Here is a 25,633-nt window from a genome sequence, read left to right as displayed (position 1 = left end):
TATGATCGTGATGCGCTTATTATCGTCTTTAAAGCATGATGAATCCGAACGCGGTATCTTCCACCTTGGGCGCGCGTTGGTAAAGAACGGGCATACCTCCATCATCATCACTAGTGCTGATGATGATAATGATCTGGTCAGACGCCTAGAGCGCGACGGCAATCTATACCATCAGCTGCATATGAATAAAAAATCCTGGCTGTCGCTACTGCAAGTTGCACCCCTACGACATTTAATCGAGAAGTATAATCCTGATGTTATTCATGTGCATTCGCGGACGCCTGCGTGGGTATTGCATTTGGCACTGCGCCGGGCACGAGTAAAACGGCCACCGAAACTGGTTGCGACTATGTATGGCTTTTATCCGATTAATAAATACTCGCAAGCGCTTCTAGATGTCGATACTATTATTACGGTGTCTGATAGTGTCACCAACTATCTAAAAAAAGGGCTACGCCGAGAAGATATTGGCCATAAAGTAATTAAACGTATCTACCGCGGTATTGATACCCGCCGCTATCCTTATAGGCATAACCCATCAGTGTATTGGCTGCGACACACCTTTGCTGAATATCCTGAACTTGAGCATAAGAAATGGCTGGTATTTCCAACTATTATCGGTAATGAATATGGGCAAGAATGGCTGATTGATATTTTGGGTAATTTGCAAGAACAGTTTCCTAATATTCATGCCATTATCATGGATGAGGATCACAGAGATGGCGATGTGGCTCACGAAGACTTTCGCCAGCGTACCAACGCCCTTGATCTTGCTGAGCGCATTACTTATGTGGGGAACAAACGTAACGACATGCGCGAATGGCTATCAGCGGCTAATATTGTCATGGCACTTGCTAATGAGCCTGAGTCCATTGGCATTAATGCCCTGCAAGCGATCCATTTAGGCACACCGGTAATTGGTTGGGATCAAGCCGCATTTAGTGAGATTCTACAGCCGCTATACCCGCAAGGATTGGTCAGAAAATACAACGCTCAAGCGTTATGTAAAGCCGTAAGAAATCAGCTAGAAAGCGTCACTCGGCCTGAAATGACTAATGAATTTACAATGCGCGAGATGATCAAAAAAACCCTTGAGGTCTATCAAGGGTTGTATGATGAGTCGCTGGCAAAAGAGCAAGCATTGTCAGACACCTACTCGTCACGCAAGCTTAAAAAGCGTCTTGAGTCTACGGTGAAACCCATTATCAAGCCATCTACTGATGCAGCTAATAAACAGCCTGTTAAACCGGATATCCAAAAAAAGCCTTCAGCGCTAACGAGGATCTCAAAATCGGTGCCAAAAACAATGAGCAAGGAAGACTGATAGAGACAGGCACTAACGGCATAGCTGTCGCCCTCGTTGAGCAAGTAAGTGGTATCGTCAATGCGAATTATGATTTTACCTTCAATGACAGTGACAATTTTCTCCCTTTCATGAGCAATTTTGTCTTTAGTCGAACTATTTGACTGACAAACCTCGATAAAAAATCCTCTGACCACACTAAAGCCCGTCAGACTGATGACCTATGTATCGCTTCTTATGCCAACTTTTTAATTTGTAACGACGGCATTATTGTGCCGCAATACGATGATATAAATGATGACTTAGCTATTCAACAGCTTGAAAATATCTTTCCTAGGCATCAGGTAGTTGGAGTACGTACTAAAGAGATCGTATTTGGCGGTGGCAATATTCACTGTATTACCCAGCAGCAGCCAGCGATCAACGCATAATAGCGAGATTTGTGTGTTCTACAATTAGCTTTTTAAACATAACCAAAAACGGACTTTGAACCCAAGGAATTTTTATGAGCGAATATCAAGTAACCAACCCAGCAACTGGCGAAGTTGAAGCCACCTATCCTACTGCGAATGAACAAGATATTCAGCAGGCGATCAAAAAAGCGGATGATGCTTATCAAGACTGGCGTCAGGTGTCCCTTAGCGAGCGCAGTGCAATACTACATAAAATTGCCGATATTTATACTGAGCGTCAAGATGAGCTGGCAGATATGATCGCTACAGAAATGGGCAAACCCGTCGCCCAAGGTAAAGGAGAGCTTGGTCTGGTCGCTGAGATCTATCGCTACTATGCAGATAATGCAGAGCAGCTACTGGCACCCAACCAAATCAACGTGGACGAAGGCTCAGCCTCTGTAGAGAAGCTTCCAGTCGGCGCATTGCTAGGGATTATGCCGTGGAACTATCCGCATTATCAAATCGCGCGCTTTGCGGCACCAAACTTTATGGCAGGCAACACTATTATTTTAAAGCATGCCCCGCAGTGTCCTAAGACTGCAGAAGTTGTTGTCGATATTCTTAAAGACGCAGGCATCCCTGAAGGCGTGTACAACAATATCTTTGCCACTAATGAGCAAGCCGCTACTATCATTCAAGATCATAGAATACAAGGAATCTCATTAACAGGTTCTGAGCGCGCAGGTGCAGCAGTCGCCAAAGAGGCAGGCAGCGCCCTCAAAAAAGTTGTTTTGGAACTTGGTGGCTCAGATCCCTTTATTGTCGCAGCAGATGCTGATATCGAGAAGGCAGTAGCAGACGCTATCACAGGTCGTTTTGGTAATACAGGACAAGCTTGTAATGCTGCTAAGCGCTTAATTGTCGTTGAAGCCGTCTATGATAAGTTTGTACAAGGCTTTACTGATACGGTCCGCGCTATGACTTTATCCGATCCATTAAATGAAGATACTTTTATTGGACCGATGTCATCAAAGAGCGCTGCCGTTAATCTGCAAAAGCAGTTAGATGGTGCGATACAGGCTGGCGCTACGGTTCTAGTTGAAGGCGGTATAATCAAGGATAAGCCTGGAGCTTGGTTTGCACCAGTCGTACTAGCGGATGTTGATGACTCAATGGAGGTCTATCGTCAGGAGCTATTCGGTCCTGTTGCCGTCATCTATAAAGCCCATGATGTCGAACATGCCATTCGAATAGCCAACGATGTCCCATTTGGCCTTGGCGCTTCTATCCAAACTCAGGATCCAGCTTTGGCTGAAGATATTGCTAGCAAATTGGAAGTGGGTATGGTTACTATTAATGCGCCTTCTGGTACTGAAGCCAATACCCCATTCGGCGGGGTTAAACGTTCAGGATTTGGGCGCGAGCTTGGCACACTGGGTATCACGGAGTTTCTCAACTATAAACTGATTCGTAATAAAACCAGCGCATAGATTAAATGCATTAATCTACACACTGCAATAGAAAAAGCCTAACGTTAAAACGTTAGGCTTTTTTTTGATCGATATTCTAAACGGTTTTATTTTTTTTAGGCGGATTGTCCTTTAACCACTGCTGATTGATGACCTTGAGCTCTCGTAATTCTTCATCCATAACCACTTTACTCTTGCCTGGGTTTTTAAATGACTCATAAGTAAAGAAGGCAACACCTAATACTGTCCAACCCAAGAATATCCCCCACTCAATCGCACTGAGTGCTGATGGCATACCGGGTAGGTATAAGACAAACAGACCAAGACTGAGTACGATAGTCACTAGACCTACAACCTTACCGCTAGGTATCCTAAAAGGGCGTACCATTTCAGGCTCACGATAGCGCAGTACGAGGAATGAGACAGCGACTAAAGTATAAGCAATGACAATACCAAAGCCGCCCGCCGTCACGATCCAAACTAACATTTTTCGACCGAATAATGGCGCTAGCGTTGCCAAACCACCAATAAGGAGAATAGCGTTAACTGGGGTGTTGTGTTTGGGATGCAATTTACCCAAAAATGCTGGCAACATATGGGTTTTTGACATGGCGTATAGCAGACGGCTACCGCCAATCAAAAAGGCGTTCCAACTCGACATAATACCGAGCACGCCACCAATAACCAATAAGACACCTGCCCATTTGCCTTGCCATGCGTTGGTCATCGCATCGGCTGTTCCTAAAGTAGAGGCTTCTGCTTGTACTAATGGTAGCGTAGTACCGACGCTCCAAATAACACCTATATACCATAGCACTGCAATAACAAGAGAGACAATCAAAAACTTACCGATGTTAGGCCGAGTCAGGTCGATCTCTTCAGCCGCTTGCGGAATAACGTCAAAGCCCACAAACATAAAGGGCACCATGACAATAACCGCCATTATACCGCCTATACCAGCTATAAATGCTGGGGCCTGTACACTATTGGAGGTCTCAGGATTGAACAGTACCGCACCAATAAATAATAATATTCCGACGAATAATATCCCTACTACTGCTATCTTTTGGAACCAAGCACTCACTTGCATACCGCGAATATTTAGCCAAGTGACTAAGATTGAACCGAGCATACCGACACCAGCCCAAGTGGCATAGACATCCCAGCCAGCGACATTCCAAAGATAACCTTGGTTAAAGTTAGGAATCAAGTATTCAACTACCGTTGGTAATGCCACTGCTTCAAAGGCGACTACTGAGAAGTAACCAAACAGCATACTCCATGAGCATATAAAGGAGACATTAACCCCCAAGGCTCGATGAGTATAAGTATGCTCACCGCCGGTAACTGGCATAGATGAGCACAGCTCAGCATAAGTTACTCCAATCAGTACTACTGCGGTACCACCGATTAAGAACGCTACTATAGCGCCCCAAGTACCAGCAGCGACAACCCAACCACTTGATAGAACTACCCAGCCCCAGCCGACCATAGCGCCAAACGCTAAGGCAATAATGTCGAACACCCCAAGCGATTTTTTTAATCCAGACATAACTTACTCCTTGTCTTTGTGTCATCCTTGATGAGTTAGACTCACACTTATTTAGCGAGCTGAGCCTATGTAAAATGAACTTAGTTCATTAATAATACTATTTTCTTTAATTATTTATCATTTTTTTTAATTTATCTAAACAATGTTAATGTAAGAATGTTATAAACAGCAACGGCGCCTTGTCATGCAAGGCGCCGTTATTGGTTACAAACTCAGAGTGGATACTCTAAGAGTAGCCTTGCCATTGCTTTTCAATCACTATTGTTCAAACTAAGCTGACAATATGCCACCAATAATATCCAGACCCTCTTGCAGTACTTCATCTTCAACAGTGAGTGGCACCATGACGCGAATCGCGTTGCCATGCATACCGCAAGAAGCTAACAGTAAACCTTGCTCAAAACATTTCTGTTTTAAATTAGCCGTGGCATCGCTATCTGGCTTGCCATCACTATCGATCAATTCAAAAGCTAACATTGCGCCTTTATGACGGATGTGACCGATACTACTAAGGTTTAATTCTTTTAAGAATGATTCAATTTTGTCACCAATCTCAATGCTGCGCTCAAGTAGATTTTCTTCTTCAATTACCTCTATTACGGCTAAGGCTGCGACGCAAGCTAACGGGTTACCTGCATAAGTACCCCCTAGACCACCGATTTGCGGTGCATTCATGATATCAGCACGGCCAATAACCGCAGATATCGGATAACCACCAGCCAAGCTTTTAGCGCTAGTCATTAAGTCGGGCTCAACACCCAGTTGTTCAGTAGCGAATAAGGTACCGGTTCTAGCAAAGCCACACTGCACTTCATCAAAGATCAACACGATGCCGTGCTCATCACAGATAGCGCGTAACGCTTTGGCAAATGATGGCGTAACTTGATGGAAGCCGCCCTCGCCTTGTACCGGCTCAATAATCATCGCTGCTACTTCGCTCGGATCAATTGAGGCCTGAAAGATCATATCAAGGCTATGTAGCGCTTGCGCCTCAGTAACATTGAGCTCTTCAGCAGGAAATAGCGCATGAAAAACAGGACCTGGCATTGGACCAAAATCTTTTTTGTACGGAATAACCTTACCAGTCAAGCTCATACACATCAGGGTACGACCATGCCAGCCACCAACAAAGGAGATAACCCCCGGACGGCCAGTTTTTGCGCGAGAGATTTTTACCGCGTTTTCGACCGCTTCAGCGCCAGTGGTTAAAAAGAAAGCTTTTTTGTCACCACTAATAGGCACGGCTGCACAAAGCTTTTCAGCGAGCTCGACATAGCATTCGTAATTAATCATTTGCGCGGCAGTATGTGTGAACTTATCCAGTTGCTCATGCACGCGCTGGGTAATTTTAGGATGGCTATGACCGGTGTTCAGTACCGAGATACCACCGACAAAGTCAACGTAACGATTGCCTTCAACATCCCAAATCTCTGAGTTCTTTGCTTTGGCTGCAAAGATAGGAAAGGCAACACCAAGTCCAGTGGGTAGGACAGCTTTACGGCGCTCAAGTAATGATTGGTTGGTAGTAGTCATAAGAATGTCCTTTTCTTTATATTTAATGTAAGCGCTATTTAGTTAATAGCGGTTGATATCGTACAAGCTAAATGATAGGAAAAACTCATATCAATTAGCCTGTTGAAACTAAGTCAACAACTAGGTTAAATGAATAAGCTAGCTAATGTCTGAACACCAATATTTGGTCACGACATACTCTTCGATGCCATATTTTGAGCCTTCACGACCAAATCCTGACTGCTTAACGCCGCCAAACGGGGCAACTTCGGTGGAAATCATGCCGGTATTGTGACCAACCATGCCGTACTCTAGCCCTTCAGTAACACGCCATGCGCGTGAAAAGTCGCTACTGTAGAAGTAAGCGGCCAAACCATAAATGGTATCGTTAGCAGCGCGAATCACTTCTTCTTCACTGTCAAAAGTAAATATTGATGCAATAGGACCAAATATCTCTTCGCTGGCAATGTCCATATCTGCGCTGATATCAGTCAACACCGTTGGGTTAAAGCTCAGCTTAGAGGCGTTATTGGTATCGCCACCTGTCACTAACGTTGCGCCTTTATCAAGGGCGTCTTTTAATAAGGCTTGGACTTTTTCTAGCGCGGCAGTATTGATTAACGGTCCAATATTCACGCCTTCATCTGCCCCATTACCGACTTTGAGCTCAGCAACTTTTTTGACGAAAATGTCTAAAAACTCATCTTTAATGCTGTCCTGAACGTAGACACGATTGGCACAAACACAGGTTTGACCGGCATTGCGATACTTGGAGGCAATCAGGCCATCAGCCGCTTTTTCTAAATCGGCATCATCAAAGATGATAAAGGGTGCGTTACCGCCCAGTTCTAGTGACAGTTTTTTGATGGTGGTTGCGCACTGCGCCATTAAAGTACGACCAACTTCAGTAGAGCCTGTGAACGATAGCTTTTGAATACGGGCATCACCAGTTAAAATGTCGCCAATCACTGAAGATTTACCAGTAACTACTTGGACAACACCTGCTGGAATACCTGCTTGCTCAGCCAATACGCCAAGCGCTAATGCTGAAAACGGGGTTTCAGTGGCAGGCTTGATGATAATAGTACAGCCTGCAGCTATTGCCGGTGCCGCTTTACGCGTAATCATTGCCGCAGGAAAATTCCAAGGGGTAATCGCCGCGCAAACACCAATAGGCTGCTTTAAAATCACATAACGCAACTGCGACTGGGTCGCTGGAATAACATCGCCATAAACGCGTTTGGCCTCTTCAGCAAACCAGCGAATAAAGCTGTTGGCATAACCAATCTCACCGCGCGACTCGCTGATAGGCTTGCCTTGCTCGGCGGTCATGATGATGGCTAAGTCTTCTTTATTTTCATCAATAAGGTCCGCCCATTTTTGCAGTAGCAGTGACCGTTCTTGTGCTGTTTTTGCTGCCCAAGACCCTTGTGCTTCATGCGAAAATGCCACAGCATCATTCACATCTTGTTGAGTCAGGCTTGGAACAGTACCGATGACGTCGCCGCTAAATGGATTGCGCACCTCAATGGTGGCGGCATCATTAGAATCATGCCAACCGTCTTTAATTAAGCACTGTTGTTTAAGCAAATCTGGATTTGATAGCTGTAGCGTAGTGTTTATGATGCTTTTTGACGTATTTTTTGACATAGTAACGTTCCTTGTTCTTAAGCGTGATGCTTATTTATAATGGTTAATAGCGAAATTACATAGACAGTCATAGATAAATCACCACATATCGAATAGTTCCAATAAAATTGTGAGGATTAGAACTGTAAGTCAGCAATAGGTATTGATAAGTAATTGCTTGTTCAATATACTGAACAATAATTCTATATATGAGACATCATTATAAGAATGATGCGATGATCTTTGCAACCCTTTTCCTGCTTTTATCGTAATTTTAAGTTTTTTTACTATTTCTTTGACTCCTATTTATTGTTATAGAGCCCTTATGAACACCACTACTGTTCCTGCCTTGGACAAAACCTTTCAGATTTTAGACTTAATTACCGCCAGTCCGCAGCCTTTGACTGCCGCTCATATTGCCAAGCAACTAGGACTGGCACGCAGCTCAACCCATAATATTTTACACAGTTTATTGACTAAACACGTCATCTATAAAGACACCGAAAGCCGCTTTCATTTGGGCTCGTATTTACTTTATTGGGCAGGAAAATACGAGCAGCAACAAGGGGTTATTCAGTTATTTAAAGATTTGATTGTGCAGTATCCTACGTTATTACAACACACGGTAACGCTCTCCAAGCTGGACTTGGGCGAGGTGGTATTCTTAGCCTGTCATGAAGCACCTGCCTCGCTAGGTTTCACTTTTCGCGCGGGTGTCCGGGTGCCTGCCGTATTTTCGGCGACAGGCAAAGCCATACTTTCAACGCTTCCTATGCACACTATCAAGTCTATATACGAAGGGGTTTTGCCTGAGCCTATGACTCCGAATGGGGTGCGTGATTTTGATACATTATCTCGCGAGCTTACCGCCATTCATAGCAGCCGCATCTCGCTAGATGATGGACAGCTGCGTGATGGTATGTACTGCTTGGGCACGTATATCCGCAATGCATCGGGCAATGCGGTCGCGGGCATGGCAGTCAGCTTTTTGCAGGCAGAATACGAGTCTAAGCGTGATGAGGTCAGTACTGTACTGATTGAACTGGCCAAGCAAATGGAGCAACGTTTGGGGTTTTGCGCTGATGGCATAGGGTAGCGATGTAGCCTTGACGCTTTTTGAATTTATGGCCTATTTTGAAGAACAGCTTATCAAGTCGCTTAAGTAAATAGACCGCTTAAGCAACTCAAAAAACAAACCATCAAACAATTAGATTAAATAATACCGTCGGCTTTTAGTTTGGCTATCGTGTCGCTATCATAGCCAAGGGCTGTTAGCGTACTGTTGGTATGTTCACTTAAGCTTGGTGGCGGTGTGCGGTAGGTAACAGGCGACTCGGATAATTTAATGGGATTACCCAGCACTTTAACCGGACTGCCTTGCGCCATAAAATCAATCACCATATCACGTGCTTGTGCTTGCGGCATCGCTAGCGCTTCAGCCACATTATGAATAGGGCCGCAAGGTATGCCTGTTTGATGCAGAATTTCAAGCCAATGCTCACGCGATTGCTGTGCAAATTTATCCACCAGCCAGCCGCAGAGCAAATCACGATTCGTAACCCTTGCTGGATTGGTCGCGAAGCGTTGGTCTTGCTGCCAATCGACACCTAACACATCACATAGCTTGGTAAACTGTTGGTCATTACCACAGGCTAAAATAAAATGCTGATTACCCTTAGCCAAAAACACTTGGTAAGGAACGATATTGGGATGTTGATTGCCCAGCCTTGGTGGCACTTCACCTGACGCCAAATGATTCATACCAACATTGGCCAACATCGAAAGTGCACTGTCTAACAAGGCTACATCCACCTGCTGCCCGCGGCCAGTATTATGCCGCGCCAACAATGCCGCTTGAATACCAATAGTGAGCTGTAATCCGGCAAATAAATCTACTACGGCCACGCCGACCTTATGCGGTTCGCCATCACTAGGACCAGTAACACTCATTAACCCTGACAGTCCTTGAATAATATAGTCATAACCGGGACGCTTGGCATCTGGCCCTGTCTGACCAAAGCCTGTCAATGAGGCATAAATCAATCGCGGATTGGTTTGCTTAAGGCTGTCATAATCTAAGCCGTATTTCTTTAGGCCTCCGACCTTAAAGTTCTCAACCACGATATCGCTGTCAGCGGCAAGCTGCTTTATAATGGCCTGCCCTGCTGCAGTTTTGATATCAACGGTAAGCGATTTTTTGTTGCGATTGATCGTGGCGTAGTATGCGGAAGTATTATCAGTAAATGCGGGCGGCGCCCAATGACGGGTCTCATCACCAAGGCGTGGACGTTCTACTTTTATCACTTCTGCGCCCAAATCAGCTAAAACTTGAGTACATGATGGACCCGCCAGCACTCTAGACAAGTCTAATACCTTAATACCATGTAACGCTCCTTGGCGCGTGTCATCACTGTTAGCGTTGGCAGCAGCATAAGCGGGTTCTGACTTCGATGGTTCAGTCATGGCTACGGTCATAATAGTCCCTTATTTTTTATGTACAGCTTGGTGCTTATCATTAAGACACTCAGGCTTAAAGTGCTTATACTCAAATTATTTGTTCTTAATTTTTTAGTCCAAACGATAAAAAACGCACGCTACTAAGTGTGAAGCACCCTCTTGAGCGCCAGACAGTAACGTACGTTAATCCTGCAAAAATATTACTAATAGGCGTTAAAAAAACGCTTGAATACCAGTCTGCGCGCGGCCTAAGATAAGTGCGTGAATATCATGAGTGCCTTCATAAGTGTTGACCGCCTCTAGGTTCATCACGTGGCGGATGATGTGGTATTCATCAGAGATACCATTACCACCATGCATATCACGAGCAACGCGGGCGATGTCCAACGCTTTACCGCAATTATTACGCTTAATCAAAGAAATCATCTCAGGGGCAGCATTGTCTTCATCCATCAAACGGCCGACACGTAGCGCCGCTTGTAAACCAAGGGTGATCTCAGTTTGCATGTTGGCAAGCTTTAACTGTACCAACTGGGTCGCTGCAAGCGGACGGCCAAACTGAACACGATCAAGGGTATATTGGCGCGAAGCTTTCCAACAAAATTCAGCTGCGCCCATCGAACCCCATGCAATGCCATAACGGGCTTTGTTTAAGCAACCAAAAGGACCTTTCAGGCCACGGATGTCTGGAAAAGCATTGGCCTCGGGGACGAACACTTTGTCCATAACAATCTCACCCGTGACTGAGGCGCGTAGCGAGAATTTGCCTTCAATTTTGGGGGCAGATAGACCTTTCATACCTTTATCTAAGATAAAACCGCGAATGTCGCCTGCATCGTCTTTTGCCCAAACGACAAACACATCAGCAATAGGACTATTGGTAATCCACATTTTGCTACCAGTCATCTCATAGCCGCCATCGACTTTGCGGGCACGCGTTGTCATTGATGATGGATCTGAGCCTGAGTCTGGTTCTGTTAGACCAAAGCAGCCCACATATTCGCCAGTCGCCAGCTTGGGGAGATATTTTTCTCTTTGCTCTTCAGTACCATATTCATGTATCGGATGCATAACCAAGCTCGACTGCACACTCATTGCTGAGCGATAGCCTGAATCCACTGCTTCAACTTCTTTGGCGAGCAACCCATAAGCGACATTCGACAAGCCAGCACAGCCGTAGCCTTCAATAGTAACGCCAAGCAAGCCCATTTCTCCCATCTGACGCATAATATTGCGATCAAAATGCTCGTTACGATTGGCTTCAATAATGCCCGGCATTAATTCTTTTTGAAAGAACTGGTGTGCGGTGTCGTTAACCATACGCTCTTCGTCAGTCAGCTGATCACGCAATAAAAATGGATCTTCCCAATCAAAACGCGGGCTGGTGGAATTTGCCATGTTGTTCTCCTTGGTGTCAGTCGTCCTGACTAACGAATAGTGTTGGGCTTCATTAACATTTAAATTATGAAGGATTGAGACTTACTTAATATTTAATCTAGCACTTGAATTGTTTGTTCCACTATGCGAAACTTAGTTTCACATTATACCCATTTAAACAAAATTTCTATTCTTTGTAAACCTTTAACTCAATATATGGCTATAAAATGACAAAAATATTACCAACAGCTAAACCGCTTTTAGATCGAATGAACGATACGCTCGCCCAAAGTAAAGTCGATGATGATAGACAATTCGTCACCGCTCTTGGACGCGGATTAACCTTATTGGCTGGGTTTGAGCATCAAAATCAATTGAGCCATCAGCAGTTGTGTCAGCTGACCTTATTGCCTAAAGCGACGGTTACCCGTCTGATTTATACCTTAACGACGCTTGGATTTTTACGCACAACGTTAGAAGGACAGTATCGCCTAGGTAGCAGCGCGGTGCGATTGAGCGCGCAAGCTTGGAGTCGTCATGATGTGGTAGCCTTTGCTGAACCGTTATTACGTCAATTTGCCAGCCAAAATGAAGTGTCGGTGAATTTAGCCACAGAAATAGAAGGAGAAATGCGTTATCTGGCCTGCTGCCGTAGTCCTGCGCGCTTATCGGTAAATTTGCAAGTCGGCTCGGCTGTGCCGGTCGCACGTACTGCCATAGGACGCGCCTTTTATGCAATCAGTACGCCCACTCGCCAAGCAGTGATCACAGCTAATTTGCAAACTCACTTATCTAAGGATGAGTTTCAACAAGCGCAAATAGCATTAGCTGACGCCTCAACCTATTATGATACGCATGGTTATACGCTATCTGATGGAGAGTTCTCTACGGATATTTTAGCCGTTGCGGTAGGAGTATTTGATATCACGACTGGGCACTATGCTTATTCGTTAAATGCCAGCGTCCCTCGTGCTAATTGGGAAAGCGCGGGCTATGCTGCGATGATTGTACCAAAATTACAAGCACTTGCTGAAAGGATTGGGCGCGGGGCTTAGATCGGTTTCTTAATAAAAAAGATAACAGCTCCAACTATAAAAAATATCAAATTGACTTTAGTAAAGAGTTATCTATAGTAAAAGGTTATAGCTTCACAAACTAGGACAGATAATGATGGCTTTATATTCTAGCTTATACCGGATAACAGGACTGCTAACTGCTCTTGTATTATCCTTAGCAGCCTGTGCCCCACCATCAAATACTATCACCGATGCCGATACTAAAGTTAGGGTTGATGACCGTACCACTACGGATATCTCTCCTCCTAATGTCTTTAATAGAGATAGCATCGGTAGCACAAAAATTGGGGATACTTTTGACTCGAAAAAGCTGAACAAAGCCCCCTCAAGTTTTGATCGTTGTTTTTCAGCCAAAAATAAAGCCATACCAGCTGCTGATTATCTAATCATAGATGATAAAGTCGTCAAAATAACCATCAAGGATTCAGATATTCCATCTGCTTCCGGGGTTAAGATTGGTGACAGTCTCAGCCAAGTCTATGCTAAGCACCAAGGTCAGACGCCAGAAATTATCGATAGCCCTTTTAGCGGTCCTGATGACAAACTCATCAATATGTACTATTGGACTGTAGAAGAGGGCCAGCGTGTCGGCACCCGATATGATTTAAACCCTGATGTCGTCATTAATATAAGTATTGGTAACGAAGATGGATTGATGTCGCAAGAAGGCTGTGTTTAAGCCAACTAAATAGACTGAGCTGAATTAAATTAGTAGTTAATAGAAAACTCATCCCACAATTTCATTTAGTGAAGACAGCGTTAGCAAGCCGTTACTCAATCGTCCATGAGCCGTGATTTTATCAGCGTATAATATGCGCGTTAATTATAAGTTAAAATAAAGCTGGCTGACCTCTAAATCATGATTATCGATGGTTAGGAGAGGCTGCTTTTATATGTTATCAATAATTACTGCGTTTTTTAATTTCTATCTTTTTAACTTCTATGTTTATAGTTGAGCGTCGCTATGCCCCAATCTCGTACCAATCTAAACCCTAAGCCCAAATATGACTCTCCGTATCTTATCGGAGTTTTACTGCGCTATAGCACCTTTGGCGCGGCTATATTGCTATTCTTAGCAGGGCTATTGCTGTTTAACTGGTGGCTAATTATTATTGGTGGGCTTGGAGTGGGTTTGGGTATTTATGACTTGCTTCAGTCGAAGCATGCCATACTAAGCAATTACCCGGTCGCCGGCCATATCCGCTATGTGCTTGAGGACTTTCGTCCTGAAATTCGCCAATATCTGTTAGAGGATGATAAGGAGCAAGTGCCATTTTCACGCCAGCAACGCGCATTGGTCTATCAACGTGCCAAAAATGTTAGCGATACCAATGCTTTTGGGACGCTTGATGATCTATATAAACACGGTAAAGAATGGTTTTTGCAGTCCGCTATTAGCCAACCTTTAGAGAATCAAGATTTCCGCATCAGTGTTGGCGGTGAGCGTTGTCAGCAGCCGCATGATATGTCTGTGTTCAACATCTCGGCGATGAGCTTTGGCAGTCTGTCCGCCAACGCCATTATGGCGCTGAATCAAGGGGCGAAGATGGGCGGCTTTACTCATGATACCGGTGAGGGGGCGATTAGCGATCATCATCGTAAGTTCGGTGGTGACTTAGTTTGGGAGCTGGGCACCGGTTACTTCGGTTGCCGCGATGCTAACGGTAACTTCGATGTGCAGTCCTTTGCCGAAAAAGCAGTTGATCCCCAAGTAAAAATGATTGAAATCAAGCTGTCACAAGGTGCCAAACCTGGTAAAGGTGGCGTGCTACCCGCTGAAAAAATCACTCAAGAAATCGCAGATACACGTCAAGTGCCCCTTGGGAAAGACTGCGTGTCGCCCTCCTCTCACACCGCTTTTAGTACGCCGCGTGAGTTGGTGGCATTTTGGCAGCAATTGCGTGAATTATCAGAAGGTAAGCCGGTCGGCTTTAAGCTATGTATTGGGCAGCCGTGGCAGTTCATGGCCATTGTTAAAGCCATGATTGAAGCTGACAACTACCCTGACTTTATCGTTATTGACGGTGCTGAAGGCGGTACGGGAGCTGCACCTGTCGAATTTATGGACAATGTCGGCATGCCACTGGTTGATGGTTTTTTACTGGTACACAACACCTTAGTTGGCGCCGGTATCCGTGACAAAATCAAGCTTGGCGTCAGTGGCAAGATCGTATCTGGCTTTGATATCGCCCGTTTGTTGGCACTGGGCGCAGATTGGTGTAACTCCGCACGTGGCTTTATGTTTGCGGTAGGCTGTATTCAGTCACGCACTTGTCATACCAACACCTGTCCCACTGGCGTTGCCACCCAAGACCCCTATCGCCAAATGGCCCTCGATGTACCGAGTAAAGCTGAACGCGTGGCAAGCTTTCATAAGAACACGCTCAAGTCACTCGCCAGTATCGTAGGCGCAGTTGGTCTGCAACACCCCAGTCAGTTGCAGCCGTATCATATCGCGCGGCGCTTAGATGATGGGCAAATTAAACTGCTGTCTAAGTTCTTTTATTTTACGGATGAGGGCGCGCTACTTGACCATAGTGCCCGTGCAGATGTGTTCAATCAAATGTGGGTCATGGCAGACCCCGAAAGCTTCTTAGCGGATAACGATGCTCTGATTGCTTATAACAAAGACTCGCGGGACAAGGGCAAGGAAACCAAAGCCCCAACCGCAAAAACAGACACAAAAACCATCGGTGAGATTACTGCAACAACGAATCTCAACCTGACAGAAGATAAGTAATTCATGCTCCCTAATATTCTTACTGCTTTCGCTATCGTTTTGCTTGCTGTAATTATAAGCGCCTGCCAGCCCTCAGTGACAGATACTGCCAGCTCAGCAACATCGGACTGGTGGTGTCAAACACACAATGCACCCTTTGCTTATAGCGCTTGTCGTGTTGATGCGAAGGCGTTAGCCACGGGTCGCTACTCGCTACAACTGTTTTGGCAAAAGTCTGACAGTACGCAGCCATTACTCACTTTTGATAAATTATTAACCACCTTGCCGCCTTCTCAAACATTAGCCTTTGCAATGAATGCCGGTATGTATAATAAGCGCTACGCCCCGATTGGTTATACTGTCATTGATGGGGAAGAAATACTCTCGCTGAATTTAAAGGAAGGGGGCGGTAACTTTCATCTATTGCCCAATGGTGTAATGTGGTGGGACCAATCTGGTAACGTGCAAATCACTGAAAGCAATGCACTGCAACAGCTACGAGAACAAGGAACAGCTAAGCCTTGGTTTGCGACTCAATCAGGCCCTATGCTAGTTATCAATGACGCCATTCATCCCAAGTTTAATCCTGAGAGCACCTCACTAAAGTTTCGCAATGGTGCGGGCGTCTGTACAGACGGCAGCATACAGTTCGTTAACAGTGATGAGCCAGTGAACTTTTATGAATTCGCTGTGTTATTTAAAGATAAACTGAACTGTCCGAACGCGCTATTTTTAGATGGCGGTATCGCCTCAGCTTTATATGCACCAAATATTAATCAGCATGATAAAAAAGAGATGGGCGTAATGATAGGGGTGGTTAAGAACAAGTAATTACTAAGCCAGAAATTGCTTCATTGCAACTGCATATAGGGCGATTGTTATATAGGACCCTAAAACTGACCTATTTTCATCGTAAGTATATCAGATGCTCATAAAAAAGCACTTAAGATGACTGTATCATCCCAAGTGCTTTTCTTTCATTTGCGCTTGTACTAACTTTAGTGTTTACAGCGGCTTCTTTAGGCCTACCTTTCAAAACTGGCTTTAAATACTAGTTTTAAATACTAGCTACCAAGACTCATTTTAGGGCCAAATGGTTCATAGTGAACGCTATCAACGCCATGATCTAGCGTAGTCAAGCCATCAATCATACTTTCCATAAATGGCATGGATCCGCAAACATAAATATCTGCTGGTTCTGGTAGAGTAGCCAGCCACGCCTCATCTAGTATTTGCCCTTCGTCAAAATAGAAAATATTTTTTTCAACTTTTTCTGCTGACGCTAACAGCTGATGGGTCTTCTCATCAAAGGCATGATGATCTTTATTCTGACAAGCATAAACCCAAATGATAGGTCGCTGAGGATTAGTCGCTACTTGCGCCTCTAACATAGACAAGATAGGCGTTACTCCGACCCCAGCACTGATAAGCACTAAGGGAATATCATTTTGGGTCATCAGCTTTTTATTTAAAGCAAAATCACCTGCAGGTGCAGATAACATTACCGTCTCGCCGACTTGTAGATGATCATGTAAATAATTGGAGACCAATCCACGATGCTCATCGCGATTGTCACGTCTGACTGCGAACTGGATACCTTTGTCAGTATTTGCTGAATATAAAGAATAATGACGTAGTGCTAAATGGTCGCTATCTTTAGGATCCGTTTTTACAGTAATGTATTGACCGGCAGTTAGATTGAGTTTATTAAGATCGATGCTTTGATTGCTTTCTGGGCTATTTTCTACCGAGCTATCATTAACGGGTACGACGGTAAAGGCGGCAATATCGGTTGCAGCAGCTACTTTTTCGACCACTTTAAACGCGGCAAAGCCTTCCCACAACTCCTCTTTATACATATTCTTTTCAAGCTGAATAAAGACGTCAGCAATCTCATCATAGGCTTCTGTCCAAGCATTGATAATGTCATCATTCGCCGCCTCGCCAAGCACTTCTTTTATAGCGCCAATAAGGTATTTTCCAACAATGGGATAATGCTCTGGTAAGATTTGTAGGGCGCGATGTTTATGACTGATGCCCGTTACTTCCGGTAGTAGAACAGCTAAATGTTCAATATTTTTGGCCGCTACTAACACCGTCGATGCTAGTGCGTTCTGTTGACGTCCTAGCTTTTGGTTGGTTTCATTAAAGATATCTAGCAGCTCAGGATGGGCTGCAAACATGTTCTTGTAGAATACTTTGGTGATAGCAGTCCCATGTTCTTCAAGTACAGGGACAGTTGCTTTTACAATTTCTATGGTTTGAGCGGTAGCCATTACATTTCTCTTAGTGAGTCATCACATTGATAGGTTTAGGTGCTTAGGTTGATAGGCTTAAGTTCGCAACGATAACTAGACTTTGCAGACAATAACTAACCTGTCATGGTCAATTAATCAAAACGTTGCTATAAGATTCATTTCAAATAAATCTTATCATATTTCTGATAATATACCAATGCTATGTCACCGTTTTTATTATTTCTATTGTGGATTTTTCTGTCTAAGAATCTAATAACGCTAACCAAAAAAGCAGCCACTATAGAGTTTATAGTGACTGCTTTTTTTATAATTCAATATTCTGCCAGTACCCATCATTACCAATGACTTTCATCATTAGCGTTAATAAGTGAGGATCATTTTTATATTGCTACCGCGCCAAATGCGCCGTCATTTGTTCCACTCCATGTAGAGTCATCGGATACATCTGATTATCAAATATTTTTTTAATTTCGACAATAGTTTGAGTATATTGCCAATGCGCGGTATTCTCAGGGTTGAGCCATGCCACTTTATCGAAATGCTCCAGCACTCTTTTGAGCCAAACCACACCGGCTTCATTGTTCATATACTCAACGCTACCGCCCACTGACATCAGCTCATAAGGTGACATTGAGGCGTCACCAACAAATATCACCCGGTATTCACGGCCATATTTATTGAGTAGGTCGAAAGTTGTCATGGGCGCACTGTGCCGGCGATCATTATCTTTCCAAACGTAATCGTACAGGCAGTTATGAAAGTAAAAGAATTCTAAAGTCTTAAATTCATTTTTGGCCGCAGAAAATAGCTTCTCTAACGCTTCAATGTGCACATCCATACTGCCGCCAACGTCGAACAGCATCAATACTTTGACACGGTTACGGCGCTCAGCCTGCATATGAATGTCGAGCACGCCTTTTTTGGCGGTACGCTTGACAGTCTCTTTAATATCTAGCTCATCAGCGCTACCGGTGCGCGCAAACTGACGCAGATTACGCAGAGCCATCTGAATTTGGCGTGTCCCTAATAGATTGTCATCATCAAGATTACGGTACTTGCGCTGCTCCCAGACTTTTGCTGCGCTGCGTTTACGGGATTCACCGCCTACGCGCACGCCTTCAGGATGATCACCATAAGCACCAAATGGCGAGGTGCCACCCGTTCCCACCCATTTACTGCCGCCTTGATGTCGCTCTTTTTGCTCTTTTAAGCGTTCCTCTAAAGCTTTCATCAATTCTTCAAGTGAGCCGTATTTTTTAAGTAAACGCCGCTGCTCTTCTGTCAGATTTTTGGGATCGAGCTTTAAGTCTAACCATTCTTTGGGAATGTCAGTCAGCTTTGCCAACAGCTCATCAGTGTCTAGACTATCGACCCCTTCAAAATAATCAGCCATCGCCCGATCAAACTTATCAAAATGACGTTCATCCTTAACCATACACAGACGAATCAGCCGATACATATCTTCCCGACTGGCAAAATCGCGCAATTCTGGATCTTCTGGATGCGGTTGCATCATGAGCCCCTGCTCCAGCGCCGCATTTAGGTCGAGCAGTTCACGCGTGCTAACGGGCACGCCGTAAGTGCGCAAGGTATAAAATAATTTGATAAACATAAGCTACGCATCACATATTGGCTGATGGGGTTATGATTGAACCTTAGTATTTATAGGCTCAAATCATGGCGACAGTGCGATTTGGTTGCCTATTGATTAACGGCGCATCATATTGGCAAAGCGCTGGAGCAAGCTGACATCGGCTTCATTTTTGAGCAGTGCCCCATATAGTGGCGGGATAGATTTTTCGCCGCGTAGATTTTCTTCCAGCTCCGCTTGTGCCATATCGTCAGCAAGTAATAACGTTAACCAGTCGACCAGCTCTGAGGTTGATGGTGGCTTTTTTAGCCCTTGAATATTACGCAGCTTATAAAAAACATCCAGCGCATCGTTGACCAGTTTTTCTTGAATATCAGGAAAATGTACGTCAATAATTTGACGCATAGTTTGCTCTTCAGGGAAGTCAATATAATGGAAGAAGCAACGACGCAAGAATGCATCCGGCAGCTCTTTTTCATTATTAGAGGTGATAATCACTACTGGGCGCTGCTCAGCGGTAATGGTCTCGCCGGTCTCATAAACATAAAATGACATTTTATCCAGCTCATGTAGCAAGTCATTTGGGAACTCAATATCTGCTTTATCAACCTCATCAATCAGCAAGACACTGCGCTCTTTGCTGGTAAAAGCATCCCATAATTTACCAGGCTTAATATAATTGCCAATCTCATAAACTTTATCATCGCCCAATTGCGAATCCCGCAAGCGTGCTACTGCGTCATATTCGTATAAGCCTTGCTCAGCTTTGGTAGTCGATTTGATGTGCCACGTGATCAACGGCATGCCCAAGCTGGCAGCGACCTCCTCGGCAAGTAAAGTTTTACCGGTACCCGGCTCACCCTTAATCAGTAGGGGCTTTTGTAAGGTCATAGCAGCATTGACCGCCAGTTGTAAATCATCGGTGGCAATATAACTGTCGGTACCAGTAAAGCTTGGTTTAGTAGTGTTGTTAGCAGTGGTCATGTTCAAATCTCAGTCGTTGTTATTAATATAAAAGGTGGTTGCGATAAAGCAGTTGCCGACATTAAAAAAGTTAACTATCGGCAAATTAGGTAAATAATGGCTAAGACTAGCACAGCCCTCTTAAATGCCAAAGTACTCGTGCGTTCGTAGTTTCTAACTGCAATAACTTATTACTAAGCTCACTTATTTTGCTAAGCTTATTTATTATTGAGATTACTTATTGTTGATAAGAGACATTTAATTAATGACCCAAATAGTTAATCTCCATAAAAAAAGACACGCCAAGGTGTCTTCTAATGTAGTTATAAAGAATCTATTTATAAAGACAGCTAAAGCATCACAGCTTCTTATCTCTTACATCATTATCGAGCGGCTCTATAGACTCTTCAACGGTAGGCTTTTTAATAATAGAATTTTTTGGCAATTCAATGTCTTTTTTTGCGCTAATATCAGATTCAGGAATCACTACGGGTAATGGCTCATCAGTATCTTCGGTCAGGTAATTACCCGTCGCCAGTTGCATATTAGCTTGGGTATCTTCAGCGCTGCGGCGACGTGCTTTTTCCAAGCTTGACTCAAAAGCACCGCGTATCAGCTGCCAGACAAAACCAATGAACAGGCCCACCACCAACACCACTAAGATGGGTAACGCATTAGTCACAGCAGCGGCCATATCTTTCATCATGACCGCATAGACCACGCTGATACTGGCTGGCGCAATCAAACTAGGATCATCCAGTGCGGTACCTGGCGCCAACAAAACGGCAAATAATACCATCCAGCTCATGCCACCGAGGGGACGTGGCAGGACGCGCGCGACAAGCAGCCATAATATCAGCACCACAATAGCGCCGCCAAGGTAAGCATACATCGGCAGATCAGCGGGTGGGACGTCTTTTACCATCTGGCTCCACCAAATGACAAGCTCACCGAGGATGTCACTGATGGTTTCCAAAGGTAGGATTTGGAAGAGATTTTTTAACCAGTCCATGCGTGTTTAGTTACCTGCTTTTGTAAGTCGCGCGACGCGCCTTTGTCTTCAATAGCTTATAGTACATTCTATCGTACTGTTAGAACGGCTGTACTCTTGAAAAACTGAGTACAGAAGTGACGTGTGCGCTTGATAGGTTGCTAGTTTATCACGACTTTATGCCGAAATGCATGCGGCCAACTGCTCATCAATAATTTTTTTAACAGCAATTGTTGTCAGTATATCAATGATCATAGGCTCTTTAGAAGAAACGTATTAGTCGTATATATTGTCTTGAGCTTCGAGAGCGCGTAGCTCTGCTTGGCGACGCATCACATCTTGCGGCGGCATCTGTACGAAATATCCTTGTGACTTTAGCTTGGCCAGCACCTCTTCTTTATCAACACGAGCAAGCGTTGATGTCGCACCCAAATCCAGATGCATCACAAACTTACTGACCCCTAAACCAGTGCGAAAGCCTTTAGGCAGTATGCCTAGCCAGTCTTTAATCTCATCCGTATCGTCAGGATAGTCGGGACGCGCAATATAAACATACATATCATCACGCTTAGTAAATTTATAAACATCACAATGCATAAAGGTACCCTATCAAACATTAGAAATTAAACAAAATACGGATTATAGTATTTATCAAATACGGCTATTAGAACACTTATGAATAACGACCCTAATAATATTGTAGCCTAGCATAATTTACTTTGCCACCAATAGTCGCTTTACGTATCGACATACGTTATTGGGGCGACGTCTTGGTAATATCACTCTTAGTATTGTTACCGTCGCTTATTATCCTATTCAGTCCTGTAATGAATTGCGATGATTAATTTAGCAGCAGTATTTTTAAATCATTAATAAAACACAAACCCTTATTTTATAAGCATTTTAGCGCTTAATATTAGCAAAATAACGGCCTTTTACTAAGTTTATTAACTTTAATCCGTTTGATGACTTGTAAAACGGCTATGAACCTTTCATAATAAAAGCGTTTTTCAGGAGAGAGTTTTATAGCAAGACGCCGCGTTTATTGTCCGCAACTAAGCCGTCTAAATCTGCTATAAGACCACCGAAGGCGCATCCACCCTGCTAATCGCTCAGGTAAAAGGACTGATAGACACATACCCATACTGTTTATTTGCATTTCGCCTATCGGCATTTTGCAATCTCAAACATAAGGTATAACAAATCTGGAGAGCGGTAAGGACGGACGACGCCTTACCCACCGAAGGGGAGAAAATGCGTTACCATACGCTTTAGGCTAATAATATCTAGGTTTATATTAAAGCCAGCTCATATTGAGCGTGCATAATGTAAGGAACGTGTTGAAAATCTCAGGTCACAGGACAGATAGGGCTTTTGCTTAAACCGACGTTCAGCGTCTGTTTTGCTGATTGCTTTATTTTTATGTGCCACCCTTTACCGCAACGCTTGCACTTTGTAAGCTTGATTCTCGCTACTGACGATGCCCATCACATACTATACTTAACGAGTATTGATGGCGTATACATAAGGATTTGTTATGACCGATACTAATAACCAAGACACCAATACTCAAGATACTAACAACCAAGCCCCTCAGCGCACACCCCTCTACCAGTCTCACGTCGATAGTGATGGCAAACTGGTGGATTTTTCTGGCTGGGAATTGCCTATTAACTACGGCTCACAAATCGAAGAGCATGAGGCAGTACGTACTGATGCCGGCATGTTCGATGTCTCGCACATGGTCATTATCGATATTGAGGGCGCAGGCAGCAAAGCATGGCTTCAGAAATTATTAGCCAACGATGTCAATAAGCTAAAAACCGTCGGTAAAGCTTTGTATTCTCCCATGCTCAACGAGCATGGCGGCGTCATCGATGACTTAATTGTTTATTTAATGAATAGCGACGAAACTGAATACCGTATCGTATCAAACGCGGCTACTCACGATAAAGACATGGCACAGTTCGAAAAAGTAGCTAAGGATTTTGACGTTCAGCTAACTGAGCGTACAGAGCTTGCTATGCTTGCGGTTCAAGGACCCAATGCGGTTGAAAAACTAGCACAAGCCAAACCAAGCTGGGCTGATACCCTTGGAACAATAACGCCTTTTGTTGGTGCTGACCTGACTGATATCGAAGGTCCAAACTGGTTTGTCGCACGCACGGGTTATACTGGAGAAGATGGCGTTGAAGTCATCATGCATGGCGATGATGCGCCCGCGTTCTTTGAGCAATTAAAAGAAAACGGTATTAAGCCTGCCGGTCTTGGCGCACGCGATACCCTACGCATGGAAGCGGGTTTGAACCTCTATGGTCACGATATGGATGAGACCATCAGTCCATATGAATGCAACATGGGTTGGACGCTAGCACTAAAAGATGAGCGTGACTTTGTTGGTCGCGAAGCACTAGTCAGTAAGCGTAAACAAGCTAAAGATGACCATACTGCGATGAAACAAGTCGGCCTGTTACTCACCAGCCGTGGCGTGTTACGTGAAGGCATGGCAGTGTCCATCAATCAAGGGACAGATAACGAGCAGACAGGTATCATTACCAGCGGCACCTTCTCTCCTAGCCTAAAAAACTCTATCGCTATAGCCCGTGTTCCTGCTAGCCTATCAGACGTTGATAATGTACAAATTGATTTGCGCGGTAAAGGCAAATTCGTCGATGTCCGTGTTCTTAAGCTACCTTTTGTCCGTAATGGTAAGCAACAGTTTGATTCGTGATTAAACTTTACAGCTCTTAATTTATACCCATTAATGTTCCACAACCTCTATCACTTAGGAGAGACACTATGAGTAATGTCCCAGCAGAATTAAAATATATCGCCAGCCATGAGTGGTTACGCCTTGAAGACGACGGCACCATCACTGTTGGTATCACCGACCATGCCCAAGATTTATTAGGGGATGTGGTATTTGTTGAGCTACCAGAAGTGGGCGCTAACATCTCTGTTGATGAAGAAATCTCAGTCGTTGAGTCGGTAAAAGCGGCGTCTGATGTGTATGCGCCTATCTCAGGCGAAGTCGTTGCTGTCAATGAAAGCTTAGAGGATGACCCTGAAATCATCAACTCAGACCCGTATGGTGAAGGTTGGTTCTTTAGAATGAAGCCTGACAACATGGAAGACTATGAGGCGTTAATGAGTGCTGATGAGTATGAAAACGAGCTATAAGTTGCTCATTTGGTATTAAGCTTTATAAATTATTGCAAGGTAGATTATTGTAAACTTGCAGATATTAACGCCAGTTGGTATCTGCCATTATTTAACAATGTATAGCCTGCATGCAACATCTGCTATTCATGCTCATAGCGGTTATTTAATGGCGCTTATTCAACAGTCCTTAATACTATTCACAGCTCACTGCTGTCATCTCTTTTATACCTATCACCTGCTACCCTGCTCTGGAGTCACCTATGAAACCAGCCGATACTAACGCGAATCAAACCGATGCGCTCGATGCTCAAAATTCACCATCGTCTCATCAAGCCTCTAAACAACAAAGTGCTAGTGCGGGTACAGATAAAGCAAACCGCGTAGCGATGCCTGACCATACGCCGCAACTGCAAGCGTTTCGCGACATCGTAGAGTCACGCCGTTCAGTACGACGTTTTACTGACACCCCAATTCCTGACGATGTATTGGCAGATTGTCTACGCTTAGCCATGCTAGCGCCAAACTCTAGCAATCTACAGCCGTGGGAGTTTTATGTCATCGATAGTGCTGATAATCGCCAACGCGCTATCAAAAACTGTATGAATCAAAATGCTGCTAAAACATCAGCACGTTTGATAGCAGTCGTTGCACGCACTAATAATTGGCATGATCACGCCCAGCAAATTTTGCGTGAGTATCCTGATACGCCGGTACCAAAAAAGGTCAAAGACTACTACACCAAAGTAGTGGCCATGGATTTTTTGCGGGGTCCAGTTAATGTGGTATCAGTTGCTAAATGGGGTGCTACTCAAGTTTTTAGACAGGTAAAAGGACCGATTAAATCGCCTTATTATACCTTTGAAGATGTCAAAAATTGGGCGACTAACAACACCTCTCTTGCCGCCGAAAACCTAATGCTGGCACTGCGAGCACATGGGTTTGATAGCTGTCCGATGGGCGGCTTCGATGAGCCGGCGATGAAGCGCTTATTAGGCTTGGGTGATGATCACCATATTGTCATGATGATTGGCGCTGGTGAGCGTGCCGATAATGGCATTTATAGTTCGCAGTATCGCTTTGATCAAGAGCAGTTTGTGCATTACGTTTAATTAATCGTGCATTAAGCAGTTCGTTACTTATTAACGACTCAGTTTAAATTTACCAAGACACTTTTACCCT

21 protein-coding genes and 2 riboswitches are annotated in these 25,633 nt (G+C 44.2%); of the genes, 11 read left to right on the top strand and 10 right to left on the bottom strand.

The window, feature by feature from the left end; genetic code table 11:
* Position 1 precedes the first annotated feature (1 nt).
* The 3 genes from JMX97_RS03120 (at position 2) to JMX97_RS03110 (ending at position 3,188) form a co-directional block, all read left to right on the top strand.
* Positions 2–1,324, top strand: a complete 1,323-nt coding sequence (locus JMX97_RS03120) for a glycosyltransferase (RefSeq protein ID WP_201555322.1) — start codon at positions 2–4, stop codon at positions 1,322–1,324.
* A 143-nt stretch (positions 1,325–1,467) separates the two neighbouring features.
* Positions 1,468–1,734 (top strand): agmatine deiminase family protein, encoded by a 267-nt coding sequence (locus tag JMX97_RS03115; RefSeq protein WP_320157773.1) that lies wholly within the window; start codon positions 1,468–1,470, stop codon positions 1,732–1,734.
* Between the two features lie 74 nt (positions 1,735–1,808).
* Complete coding sequence (locus JMX97_RS03110; protein WP_201555320.1) at positions 1,809–3,188, top strand: NAD-dependent succinate-semialdehyde dehydrogenase; 1,380 nt, start codon at positions 1,809–1,811, stop codon at positions 3,186–3,188.
* A 76-nt stretch (positions 3,189–3,264) separates the two neighbouring features.
* Here JMX97_RS03110 and JMX97_RS03105 read toward each other — a convergent pair whose 3' ends face one another.
* The 3 genes from JMX97_RS03105 to JMX97_RS03095 form a co-directional block, all read right to left on the bottom strand.
* Entirely contained in the window at positions 3,265–4,719 is a 1,455-nt protein-coding gene (locus JMX97_RS03105; protein ID WP_201555318.1) for an APC family permease, read from the bottom strand.
* Between the two features lie 270 nt (positions 4,720–4,989).
* A complete protein-coding gene (gabT, locus tag JMX97_RS03100) occupies positions 4,990–6,252 on the bottom strand; it encodes a 4-aminobutyrate--2-oxoglutarate transaminase (protein ID WP_201555316.1) in 1,263 nt (420 codons plus the stop codon).
* A 138-nt stretch (positions 6,253–6,390) separates the two neighbouring features.
* Entirely contained in the window at positions 6,391–7,881 is a 1,491-nt protein-coding gene (locus tag JMX97_RS03095) for an NAD-dependent succinate-semialdehyde dehydrogenase (RefSeq protein WP_201555314.1), read from the bottom strand.
* 304 nt (positions 7,882–8,185) lie between these two features.
* Here JMX97_RS03095 and JMX97_RS03090 point away from each other — a divergent pair, with 304 nt between their 5' ends.
* Complete coding sequence (locus tag JMX97_RS03090) at positions 8,186–8,956, top strand: IclR family transcriptional regulator (RefSeq protein WP_201555312.1); 771 nt, start codon at positions 8,186–8,188, stop codon at positions 8,954–8,956.
* A gap of 116 nt (positions 8,957–9,072) precedes the next feature.
* Here JMX97_RS03090 and JMX97_RS03085 read toward each other — a convergent pair whose 3' ends face one another.
* Positions 9,073–10,335, bottom strand: coding sequence for a CaiB/BaiF CoA transferase family protein (locus JMX97_RS03085; RefSeq protein ID WP_227671438.1), 1,263 nt, complete (start codon positions 10,333–10,335; stop codon positions 9,073–9,075).
* Positions 10,336–10,530: 195 nt separating this feature from the next.
* A complete protein-coding gene (locus tag JMX97_RS03080; RefSeq protein WP_201555310.1) occupies positions 10,531–11,715 on the bottom strand; it encodes an acyl-CoA dehydrogenase in 1,185 nt (394 codons plus the stop codon).
* Between the two features lie 206 nt (positions 11,716–11,921).
* Here JMX97_RS03080 and JMX97_RS03075 point away from each other — a divergent pair, with 206 nt between their 5' ends.
* From JMX97_RS03075 to JMX97_RS03060, 4 genes are all read left to right on the top strand, one after another.
* Entirely contained in the window at positions 11,922–12,749 is an 828-nt protein-coding gene (locus JMX97_RS03075; protein WP_201555308.1) for an IclR family transcriptional regulator, read from the top strand.
* Between the two features lie 115 nt (positions 12,750–12,864).
* The gene (locus JMX97_RS03070) at positions 12,865–13,449 is read left to right on the top strand and encodes a DUF1131 family protein (protein WP_201555306.1); all 585 of its coding nucleotides are present in this window, start codon (positions 12,865–12,867) and stop codon (positions 13,447–13,449) included.
* Between the two features lie 285 nt (positions 13,450–13,734).
* Positions 13,735–15,510, top strand: coding sequence for an FMN-binding glutamate synthase family protein (locus JMX97_RS03065; protein WP_201555304.1), 1,776 nt, complete (start codon positions 13,735–13,737; stop codon positions 15,508–15,510).
* A gap of 3 nt (positions 15,511–15,513) precedes the next feature.
* Positions 15,514–16,320: a phosphodiester glycosidase family protein gene (locus tag JMX97_RS03060; RefSeq protein ID WP_201555302.1), complete on the top strand. Its 807-nt coding sequence runs from the start codon at positions 15,514–15,516 to the stop codon at positions 16,318–16,320.
* Positions 16,321–16,553: 233 nt separating this feature from the next.
* On the opposite strand, the gene JMX97_RS03055 is transcribed toward JMX97_RS03060, so the two are convergent.
* The 5 genes from JMX97_RS03055 to JMX97_RS03035 all read right to left on the bottom strand — a co-directional run bounded on the left by JMX97_RS03055 (position 16,554) and on the right by JMX97_RS03035 (position 21,889).
* Positions 16,554–17,765 (bottom strand): globin domain-containing protein, encoded by a 1,212-nt coding sequence (locus tag JMX97_RS03055; RefSeq protein ID WP_201555293.1) that lies wholly within the window; start codon positions 17,763–17,765, stop codon positions 16,554–16,556.
* 370 nt (positions 17,766–18,135) lie between these two features.
* Positions 18,136–19,359: a vWA domain-containing protein gene (locus tag JMX97_RS03050; RefSeq protein ID WP_201555291.1), complete on the bottom strand. Its 1,224-nt coding sequence runs from the start codon at positions 19,357–19,359 to the stop codon at positions 18,136–18,138.
* Positions 19,360–19,455: 96 nt separating this feature from the next.
* Positions 19,456–20,322 carry an AAA family ATPase gene (locus JMX97_RS03045; RefSeq protein WP_201555290.1) on the bottom strand — a complete coding sequence of 289 codons (867 nt, stop codon included), beginning with the start codon at positions 20,320–20,322 and terminating at the stop codon, positions 19,456–19,458.
* A gap of 337 nt (positions 20,323–20,659) precedes the next feature.
* Positions 20,660–21,313, bottom strand: a complete 654-nt coding sequence (locus JMX97_RS03040; RefSeq protein ID WP_201555288.1) for a hypothetical protein — start codon at positions 21,311–21,313, stop codon at positions 20,660–20,662.
* A gap of 255 nt (positions 21,314–21,568) precedes the next feature.
* Positions 21,569–21,889 (bottom strand): YcgL domain-containing protein, encoded by a 321-nt coding sequence (locus tag JMX97_RS03035; protein ID WP_201555286.1) that lies wholly within the window; start codon positions 21,887–21,889, stop codon positions 21,569–21,571.
* Between the two features lie 404 nt (positions 21,890–22,293).
* Positions 22,294–22,430, top strand: a riboswitch (glycine riboswitch).
* A gap of 57 nt (positions 22,431–22,487) precedes the next feature.
* Positions 22,488–22,667: riboswitch (glycine riboswitch) on the top strand.
* A gap of 162 nt (positions 22,668–22,829) precedes the next feature.
* Between JMX97_RS03035 and gcvT the strand changes: the two genes are divergently transcribed.
* The 3 genes from gcvT (at position 22,830) to JMX97_RS03020 (ending at position 25,563) form a co-directional block, all read left to right on the top strand.
* Positions 22,830–24,023, top strand: a complete 1,194-nt coding sequence (gene gcvT, locus JMX97_RS03030) for a glycine cleavage system aminomethyltransferase GcvT (RefSeq protein WP_201555284.1) — start codon at positions 22,830–22,832, stop codon at positions 24,021–24,023.
* A gap of 68 nt (positions 24,024–24,091) precedes the next feature.
* Positions 24,092–24,472 (top strand): glycine cleavage system protein GcvH, encoded by a 381-nt coding sequence (gene gcvH / locus JMX97_RS03025; protein WP_201555282.1) that lies wholly within the window; start codon positions 24,092–24,094, stop codon positions 24,470–24,472.
* 368 nt (positions 24,473–24,840) lie between these two features.
* Positions 24,841–25,563, top strand: coding sequence for a nitroreductase family protein (locus tag JMX97_RS03020; protein ID WP_227671441.1), 723 nt, complete (start codon positions 24,841–24,843; stop codon positions 25,561–25,563).
* Positions 25,564–25,633: the final 70 nt, after the last annotated feature.

Origin of the sequence: Psychrobacter sp. 72-O-c, assembly GCF_904846605.1 — a bacterium.
Lineage (GTDB): Bacteria > Pseudomonadota > Gammaproteobacteria > Pseudomonadales > Moraxellaceae > Psychrobacter.
Note: the sequence above shows the minus strand (reverse complement) of the source record. Positions and strands in the feature narration are given on the sequence as shown.